The sequence below is a fragment of the bacterium genome, from assembly GCA_029210545.1.
Lineage (GTDB): Bacteria > BMS3Abin14 > BMS3Abin14 > BMS3Abin14 > BMS3Abin14 > JARGFV01.
The window spans coordinates 1-8,969 of record JARGFV010000100.1 but is presented as its reverse complement, the minus strand read 5'-3'; the positions used below and the strand labels follow the sequence as shown (position 1 = coordinate 8,969).

Below are 8,969 nucleotides of genomic sequence, written 5' to 3'. Positions count from 1 at the left end.
AAAGGGAAAACGACGCTTTTCCCTTTCCGTGGAGCGAAAAGTCCCGGATTGGACTTTTTGCGACTCTATCAAGTTTAAGATTCGGGGAAAAGTAATCCTGCAAGATAATAGGTTCTTTCGGGTGTTGAGGCCCGAATACTGATTACCGGCTACTGATATCTGAATACTTTTCCAAAAGGAAACAGCCATGCGCACCACGAAGATCGACACACTATTGGAGAGCATCAGAAAACTGACCCGGCGGGGCGCCTTCCAGAACGTCCGCAGAATACTGGAAAAACTCCACGTCGCGGACGTCGCCTATCTTTTCCGCTACTTCACCGAGTCCGAACAGCTAAAGGTCTTCAAGCTCATCGAGGACATGGGGACGGCTTCGGAGATCCTGAGCCAGCTGGACTCTCCCGTCAGCGCCAGAATACTGACGAGCATCGAGAGGGAGAAGGCGGCCGAGATCATCCAGAAGATGGACCCGGATGACAAGGTCAGTATCCTGGAAGACGTGTCGGATGAGGCCAGGGATGAGATCCTCAACTTCCTCACCCAGTCGGAAACAGAGAGCATCGAAGAGCTCCTTCAATATCCCGAGGACAGCGCGGGACGGATGATGACCCCCAACTACTTCGCCCTCAATGAGAAGGTAACGGTAGGCGACGCCATCCTGGAACTTCAGAAAAGGGGCGAAGACGCCACCGAGATGGTCTTTTACCTCTATGTCGTGGACAGGAGAAACCATCTTGTGGGGGTGTGCTCCCTCAGACAGCTCCTCCTGGTTCCGCCAGGTACCTCCATCCAGCGGGTCATGGCCAAGGACGTTGTCAGCATCGATCCGGAAACGGACCAGGAGGACGTGGCGCGCGTCGTCGAGAAGTATGACCTTCTGGCCGTGCCGGTGACCGACCAGGAGAACAAGCTCCTTGGCATCGTCACCGTGGACGACGTCATCGACGTCATCCGCAGCGAGGCAACCGAGGACATCATGAAGATGGTCGGTACAGGTGACGAATACCTGAGCCGGTCGGTCTTCGTCCGGGCCCGGATGAGGATGCCGTGGCTGCTGGCGGCTTTCGTGGGCGAATTCATCGGGATCCAGTTCCTCCACATGTACAACGCCACTCTTACCCAGATCGTCGCCCTGGCCAACTTCCTGCCCATCATCATCGCCATGGGAGGCAACATCGGGAGCACCTCCATGACCATCGTCGTCCGGGGACTTGCCACCGGCAGGATCGACGTCAAAGAGTTGAGAATGGTTATCTTAAAAGAACTCTCCGTAGCCCTGCTCCTCGGTGTCACGTACGGGAGCATTCTCATGGTCCTGGCCCATCTGCAGTTCGGGGACGTCAGTTACCTGGGGTTCGTCGTAGGCTCCAGCATGCTCATCTCCATGCTCATGGCCGCTGCCATCGGCTCCCTCATGCCCATCGTTCTGCACATGATCAAGGTCGACCCGGCCATCGCCACCGGACCCTTTGTCACAAGCACCGTCGACAGCCTCGGGATACTGGTTTACCTCGGCATGGCCACGGCAATCCTCCTTTAACAGGCCATGGGCTCAACATTTTCCACGGAGGCCATCGTCCTGTTCTCCACCGACGTCGGAGAAGAGGACAGGATCCTCAGTTTCCTGACGAGGGACCGCGGACTTGTCCGTGCGGCAGCCTCGGCGGCGGGGAACATCAGGAAGGGAAAGTCGGCGCCCCTGGACCTTTTTGTCAGGACCAGCCTTCACCTGTACGCGTCACGCAAGGAAGGGAAGCTGAAGAGGATCCGGACCGCCGATGTCATCGAACCGTTCCTGGCCATCCGGTCCGATTACAGGACGCTGTGCGCCGCGTCGTACATGAGCCAGACCACCGCTCACTGCGTCCAGGAAGACGATCCTTCGCCTGGCACATACGAACTCCTGCTGGCTTGCCTGAGAGGGCTGGAGGAGGGGACAGACCTGTTCCGCGTCCTTCTGCTTTTCGAGGTCAGGCTGCTGGGAGAGCTGGGTCTCATGCCCGAACTGGGCAGCTGCCTTTCCTGCCTCGGTGAGATCGAAAAGGACGCTGTCCTGGACAGCAGGTGGGGGGGAGTCATCCACCGCCAATGCCGCGGCGTGGAGGGCGGTTCATACCTTGCCGCCGGGGACCTAGCGACCCTGCGTTTCCTGTCAACCCGTGATCTGAACCACACCGCGAAGCTCACCGTCCGGCACGGGGACGCGAAAAGGATCTTCGGTCTGGTCCACGGGTTTGCCGTCCATCACCTCGGTTACGAATCGAAGGCAATAAAAATGCTGAAGAACGAGAAGTAAAAAAGAATGTGTAAAGTGGAAAGGTTCGACCGTACGGCCTTCACAGTAAACTGTGTACTGTTCACCGTATACTTCGCTCCAAACCTTGACATCCAAACGCTTTCCCTGTTTATATTCAAGTTTCGTAAAACGAAATTTGATGACTTCGCGAAAAGTCATCAACGCGCCCCGCGCGGGGTGCCCAAATCAATGACCCGCACTGTAAGTCATTGATTTGTAAGGAAAGGGAAAACGACGCTTTTCCCTTTCCTTTGAGCGAAAAGTCCCGGATTGGACTTTTTGCGACCCTGTCAAATTTGAACATGGAGAAAGGCACCCAGGAAATCCGGTAAGATATAGGTCTGTGTAACCCCGCAAAACGTAAGAATCATACTGCAAGCGCAGCTTGCCAGATATAATTCTGACAGCGTCAGCCGGCAGAATTATATTAGGGAGATTACGTCCGATGAAGAAGAAAACCTATCAGCAGGTGGTCCTCGATCTGGAGAGGTTCTGGGCCGACAAGGGGTGCGTCATCCAGCAGCCCTACGACCTGGAGGTCGGAGCGGGGACCCTCAACCCGGCCACCCTCCTCAGGGCCCTCGGACCGGAGCCGTGGAACGTGGCCTACGTGGAGCCCTCCAGGAGGCCGACGGACGGACGGTACGGTGAGAACCCCAACCGTCTTCAGCACTACTACCAGTACCAGGTCATCCTGAAACCTTCCCCCGACAACATCCAGGACCTGTACCTCGAGAGCCTTTACGCCCTCGGGATCGACCCCGGAAAACACGACATCCGGTTCGTGGAGGACGACTGGGAGAACCCCACGGTGGGCGCCTGGGGCCTCGGCTGGGAGGTGTGGCTCGACGGCATGGAGATCACCCAGTTCACCTACTTCCAGCAGGCCGGTACGGTGGAGTGTAACCCGGTGTGCGCCGAGCTGACCTACGGCCTGGAGCGGATCGCCATGTACCTCCAGGGGGTCGATAACGTCTACAACCTCATCTGGACCGACGGTGTCACCTACGGGGACGTCCACCACCGGGGAGAGGTGGAGCATTCCACCTACAACTTCGAGGTGGCCGATACGGATATGCTGTTCAAGCTGTTCGACATGTACGAGGCCGAGTCCAAAAGGATACTGGAAAAAGGACTCATCCTGCCGGCCCTCGACTTCTGCCTGAAATGTTCCCATACTTTCAACCTGCTCGACGCACGGGGCGCCATCAGCGTCACCGAGAGGACCAGCTTCATACACCGGGTCCGCGACCTGTGCCGGGGATGCGCCGTCTCTTACGTCCGGCAGAGGGAAGACATGGGCTTCCCCCTCATGGGCAAGAATTTCATCGCGGACCAGAAAGGGCTGACCGGAGGACCGAAATCATGAGCCGAGAACTCGTACTGGAGATCGGAACGGAAGAGATCCCGGCCGCCTACCTGCCTCCGGCGCTGGACCAGATAAGGCAGCTGGCCGAAAAAGAGCTGACAGCCCTGAGGGTTCCCTTCGGCGAGACCAGGGCGTATGCCACTCCGAGGCGCATCGTCCTGCACGTCACCGGCGTCGCCGGCCGGCAGGAGACGAGCGTCAAACAGGTCATGGGACCGGCCACGAACGTGGCCTACGATGACAAGGGCAACCCTACGAAGGCGGCCGAAGGGTTCGCGAGGGGGCAGGGGATCAAAGTCAGGGACCTTACTGTCGTGTTGACGCCAAAGGGAGAGTATGTCGCCGCGGTGAGGTCCGAGGCCAGCCGGCCCACTGCTGACATCCTCCCCCAGATCATGCCCCGCATCATCACCTCACTGCACTTTCCCAAGTTCCAGAGATGGGGCTACATGAGCCTCAGGTTCCCCAGGCCCATCCGGTGGATCTTGTGCCTTTTCGGGAGCGACGTGGTGGATTTCGACCTTGAAGGGATCAGATCGGGACGGATGATGCGCGGGCACAGGTTCATGGCCCCCGGACCTTTCGAGATCAGGGATACGAAAGATTATTTCCTGCAGGTCAGGAAAGCCAAGGTCGTCCTCGATCAGGACGAAAGGCGCGGCATCATCAGTGAGGGGGTCCGGAAAGCGGCCGAAAAGGTCGGCGGCAAGGCGATCCCGGACAACGAACTGATCAACGAGGTGACATACCTGGTCGAGTACCCGGTCATCGTGACGGGGACCTACGAGGACAGGTACCTTGCCCTTCCGCGGGAGGTCCTCATCACCTCCATGAGATCCCACCAGCGTTACTTTACCGTCACCAACAGGAACAACCGGCTCCTGCCCTATTTCATCACCATCAGCAACAACGTGGTCAAAAGCAGCAAGGTCGTGGCCCACGGCAACGAGAGAGTTCTCAGGGCCCGCCTCGAAGACGCCATGTTCTTCTACCAGGAGGACCGGAAGGTTTCCCAGAAAGCGCGTGCGGAGGAACTCAAGGACGTGGTCTTCCAGCAGAAGCTGGGCACATCCTGGGAAAAGATGGAGCGTTTCAGCTCACTGGCGGCCGCTATCGTGCGCAAGGTTGAACCCGATGCCGTCAAGGAGGTCAAAAGGGTCGCCTACCTGTGCAAAAGTGACCTTGTCAGCCAGATGGTGTGCGAGTTCGCGGAACTCCAGGGAGTCATGGGCAGGGAATACGCCCTCCTCGAAGGGGAGGACAAGGCTGTGGCCGACGGGATCCTGGAGCATTACTACCCCAGGTATTCGGGCGACAGGACACCAAAAACGGCGGGCGGCGCAGCGGTCAGCATCGCCGACAGGATGGATACCGTATGCGGGTGTTTCGGCATCGGGATCACTCCCACGGGGACCGCGGACCCCTACGGATTGAGACGCCACGCACTGGCCATCATCGCCATCCTCATGGACAGGGGCTGGAGAGTGTCCCTGACCGACCTCATGAAACAGTCCCTCAGGCTTCTCGGGGACAAGACGGACGTGCCCCCGAAAGAGGCACTGGAGGGCCTCGAGGAGTTCTTCCGCGGCCGGCTGCACAACCTGTTCACAGGCCGCGGCTACCGCCACGACGTCGTCTCGGCCGTTCTCGCCGACCATTGGAGAGACCCGGTGGACGCGGCGGCGAGGATCGATGCCCTCACGGCCTTCAGCAGGAAGGCCGGTTTTGCCGACCTGATGCTCTCCTTCAAACGGGTCATGAACATCATCCCGGTGGGGTTCAGGGGCAAGGTTGACCGCCCGACAGCCGGCCAGAAGGTGGAAAAGGGGCTCATCGACTCGGCAACCGCCGTTGGCAGGGACGCCGCGGCCAGCCTGGACAAGGGGGAGTACCTGAAGGTGCTCAACACCCTCGCGAAGATGAAAAAACCGGTGGACGCCTTCTTCGACGGCGTCATGGTCATGGACGAGGACCCCGCTGCTCAGAAGAACAGACTGGCCATCCTGGGCACCGTATCAGAGCTTTTCGCCCGGGTGGCTGATTTCAGGAAAATCGTCACCGACAAAGAATCTGCCTTTGAACCTGTTGCAGATTCCTAGATGGAAGAACTGAAAGGAAAATCCGTCTCTTCCGGGAAATGAGTGCCCAGAGGCGGCCCGCTGGCAGGCCGCCTGTCCCACCCCTCGACAGGATCAGGACAGGCAACACAGAGAAAGGCCAGGACGATCAGGGCAGAAGGCATATCGACCGTCTTCCCCTCACCTGAACGGTTGGGCCTTCAAGGGAGGGATGAAATGGTTACCTCTGTGACCTGTGTGCTCTGGTGAGTCACATGTCTGGTGTGACGAACGGGTGGTGTATGCCCTTCAGAGTCTTGACGTGATACCACCCAGGAACGCATTAACCATATTGATCTATAACCTTAAGAAGTGTACGTAACTGTCCGGGTTTTAATGCTTTAATGCAGCAAGCAATGTCCTGGAGGGGGCAATAAGAAAAGGAGTTTTCGATGAAGAAAATGGTTTTCTACTTCGGAGGGGGGAAAGCGGACGGAAAGGCTGAAATGAAGGAAGTCCTTGGGGGCAAGGGGGCCAACCTGGCCGAAATGAATCACCTCGGTCTGCCCGTGCCTGCCGGTTTCACCGTTTCCACCGAGGTCTGCAATGAATTCTACCGCCTGAAGAGAAAGTACCCCAAGGGCCTCAGGGAGCAGGTGGACAAGGCCGTCAGCATGATCGAGGCGGAGATGGGCGCCAGGTTCGGCGACGTCAACGATCCCCTCCTCCTCTCGGTCCGTTCGGGCGCCCGGGCCAGCATGCCGGGCATGATGGAAACAGTCCTCAACGTCGGTCTCACTTCGAAGACTATCCCCGGGATGGTGGCCAGGACCGGCAACGAGAGGTTCGTGTACGACGCGTACCGCAGGCTCATCACCATGTACAGCGACGTTGTCATGGAAAAAGCTCTCGGGATCGAAGCGGACGAAGGGAAAGGGATCCGCGAACAGCTCGAACACATGCTGGAGGCGCTCAAGAAGAGGAAAAAATACCTCAACGATACCGACCTGACCGCCGATGACCTGAAAAAACTTTGTGAGCAGTACAAGGCAAAGATCAAGAGCGTTCTGGGCAAGGAGTTCCCGGACAGCCCCAGGGACCAGCTCTGGGGCGGTATCGGGGCTGTTTTCCTCTCCTGGAACGGTAAACGTGCCATCTCATACCGGCTCATCGAGGGGATCCCGGACGAATGGGGCACCGCCGTCAACGTACAGGCCATGGTCTTCGGCAACATGGGTGACGATTCCGCCACCGGCGTGGCCTTTACCAGGAACCCGGCAACGGGTGAAAACCAGTTCTACGGCGAGTGGCTGGTAAATGCCCAGGGCGAGGACGTCGTGGCCGGCCTCAGGACCCCCAACGCGCTGAACAGCTGGTCCATGACCGACACCAACCGGGACCTTCCCAGCCTCGAAGTAGCCATGCCCAGGAACTACAGGGCGCTGGACAGGATCCGGAAAAAGCTGGAGCGGCATTACAGGGACATGCAGGACATCGAGTTCACCATCCAGGAGGGTCGCCTTTGGATGCTCCAGACGCGTGTCGGGAAGAGGAACGGCCCCGCCGCCCTCAAGATGGCCGTGGACATGGTGAACGAGCGCCTCATCAACAAGAAAGCCGCCATCATGAGGGTCCGGCCCAGCCAGCTTGACGAGCTTCTCCACCCCATGGTGGACCCGGCGAAGGAGGGGGGCTTCAAGGTCGTTGCCCGGGGCCTCCCCGCAGGTCCCGGGGGCGCCACCGGGCAGATCGTGCTCACCTCCGACAAGGCCGAGGAGTGGGGTTCCAAGGGAAAGAAAGTCATCCTGGTCCGCAACGAGACGAGCCCCGAGGATGTCCACGGGATGCACGCGGCCGAGGGGATCCTGACAGCCAAGGGAGGGATGACCTCCCATGCGGCCCTTGTGGCCAGGGGATGGGGCAAGTGCTGCATCGTAGGGTGCAGCGCTCTTGATATCAACGTGGGCAAGGGGACCGTCACCGTGGACGGCAAGGTATTCAGGGAAGGGGACGTCATCACGCTCAACGGGACCAGAGGCCTGTTCTACGAGGGTGTACTGCCCCTCATCGTCATCGATCCCGAGAAGAACAAGTATCTAAAAACGTTCCTGGGGTGGTGCGACGAAACACGGAAACTGGGTATCCGAACCAACGCGGACAGCCCGGCCGACGCCGCTCAGGCCAGGCGATTCGGGGCCGAGGGGATCGGTCTCGTCCGGACCGAGCACATGTTCTTCGGAGACAACAGGATCAAGGCCATGAGGGAGATGATCCTCTCCGAAACAGAGACCGACCGGCGCAAGGCGATCAACAAACTGCTGCCCTATCAGAAAAAGGATTTCAAGGGGATCCTCAAGGCAATGGAGGGGCTCCCCGTGACCATCCGCCTCCTGGATCCGCCGCTCCACGAGTTCATGCCCCAGGAGGAGAAGCTCATCAAGGAGCTGGCAAAGTCCATGGGCAAGAAGGTCGAGGCTGTCAAGGCCCGCATCGACCAGCTTCACGAGTCGAACCCCATGCTGGGCCACCGCGGGTGCCGCCTCGGGATCTCGTACCCCGAGATCACCTACATGCAGGCGAGGGCTATCCTGGAGGCCACGGCCGAGCTTCGCAAGGAGAAGGTCAAGGCCATGCCCGAGATCATGGTGCCGCTGGTGGGCCACGTGGATGAACTCAAGGACCAGAAGGCGATCATTCTGCAGGCCTGCGAGGACGTCAAGGCCAAGTACAGGATCCGGAACCTGGACTTTACCATCGGGACCATGATCGAGGTCCCCAGGGCGGCCCTCACAGCCGACGAGATCGCTGTCGAGGCCGAGTTCTTCTCCTTCGGCACCAACGACCTGACCCAGATGGGATGCGGTTTCTCAAGGGACGACGCGGGATATTTCCTGCCCATGTACGTGGAGAAGGGGATCTACGGGAAAGATCCATTCGAGAGCCTGGACCAGTCGGGCATCGGTCAGCTGGTGGCCATGGGCGTGAACAAGGGCCGCCAGACCCGCAAGGATCTGAAGATCGGCATCTGCGGCGAGCACGGCGGCGATCCGGATTCCATCCATTTCTGCCACAAAGTGGGGCTGGATTACGTTTCCTGCAGCCCGTTCCGGGTGCCCATCGCGAGGCTGTCAGCGGCGCAGGCTGCGCTCGAAAATTGAGGAGTCTCAATTTTGACAGGGTCGCAAAAAGTCCAATTCGGGACTTTTTGCTCCACGGAAAGGGAAAAGCGTCGTTTTCCCTTTCCTCA

The 8,969-nt window shown here is 59.0% G+C and carries 6 protein-coding genes; 5 read left to right on the top strand and 1 reads right to left on the bottom strand.

Annotated features, from left to right (window positions below):
- The first annotated feature begins 187 nt into the window (after nt 1-187).
- From mgtE to glyS, 4 genes are all read left to right on the top strand, one after another.
- Entirely contained in the window at nt 188-1,540 is a 1,353-nt protein-coding gene (gene mgtE / locus P1S46_09965; GenBank protein ID MDF1536803.1) for a magnesium transporter, read from the top strand.
- Between the two features lie 6 nt (nt 1,541-1,546).
- A complete protein-coding gene (gene recO / locus P1S46_09960) occupies nt 1,547-2,296 on the top strand; it encodes a DNA repair protein RecO (protein MDF1536802.1) in 750 nt (249 codons plus the stop codon).
- A 445-nt stretch (nt 2,297-2,741) separates the two neighbouring features.
- On the top strand, nt 2,742-3,665 hold the full coding sequence (gene glyQ / locus P1S46_09955) for a glycine--tRNA ligase subunit alpha (GenBank protein MDF1536801.1): 924 nt from the start codon (nt 2,742-2,744) through the stop codon (nt 3,663-3,665).
- On the top strand, nt 3,662-5,764 hold the full coding sequence (gene glyS / locus P1S46_09950) for a glycine--tRNA ligase subunit beta (protein MDF1536800.1): 2,103 nt from the start codon (nt 3,662-3,664) through the stop codon (nt 5,762-5,764). The genes glyQ and glyS overlap by 4 nt, the downstream gene beginning before the upstream one ends.
- On the opposite strand, the gene P1S46_09945 is transcribed toward glyS, so the two are convergent.
- The gene (locus tag P1S46_09945) at nt 5,761-5,907 is read right to left on the bottom strand and encodes a hypothetical protein (GenBank protein MDF1536799.1); all 147 of its coding nucleotides are present in this window, start codon (nt 5,905-5,907) and stop codon (nt 5,761-5,763) included. The genes glyS and P1S46_09945 overlap by 4 nt on opposite strands.
- 267 nt (nt 5,908-6,174) lie before the next feature.
- On the opposite strand from P1S46_09945, the gene ppdK reads away from it, so the two are divergent.
- On the top strand, nt 6,175-8,880 hold the full coding sequence (gene ppdK, locus P1S46_09940) for a pyruvate, phosphate dikinase (protein ID MDF1536798.1): 2,706 nt from the start codon (nt 6,175-6,177) through the stop codon (nt 8,878-8,880).
- Nucleotides 8,881-8,969 lie beyond the last annotated feature (89 nt).

Bases quoted from the DNA above. Each gene is read 5' to 3' on its own strand.
- ppdK (MDF1536798.1), top strand. From the start codon at position 6,175: ATGAAGAAAATGGTTTTCTACTTCGGAGGGGGGAAAGCGGACGGAAAG.
- glyS (MDF1536800.1), top strand. From the start codon at position 3,662: ATGAGCCGAGAACTCGTACTGGAGATCGGAACGGAAGAGATCCCGGCC.
- recO (MDF1536802.1), top strand. From the start codon at position 1,547: ATGGGCTCAACATTTTCCACGGAGGCCATCGTCCTGTTCTCCACCGAC.
- mgtE (MDF1536803.1), top strand. From the start codon at position 188: ATGCGCACCACGAAGATCGACACACTATTGGAGAGCATCAGAAAACTG.
- glyQ (MDF1536801.1), top strand. From the start codon at position 2,742: ATGAAGAAGAAAACCTATCAGCAGGTGGTCCTCGATCTGGAGAGGTTC.
- P1S46_09945 (MDF1536799.1), bottom strand. From the start codon at position 5,907: ATGCCTTCTGCCCTGATCGTCCTGGCCTTTCTCTGTGTTGCCTGTCCT.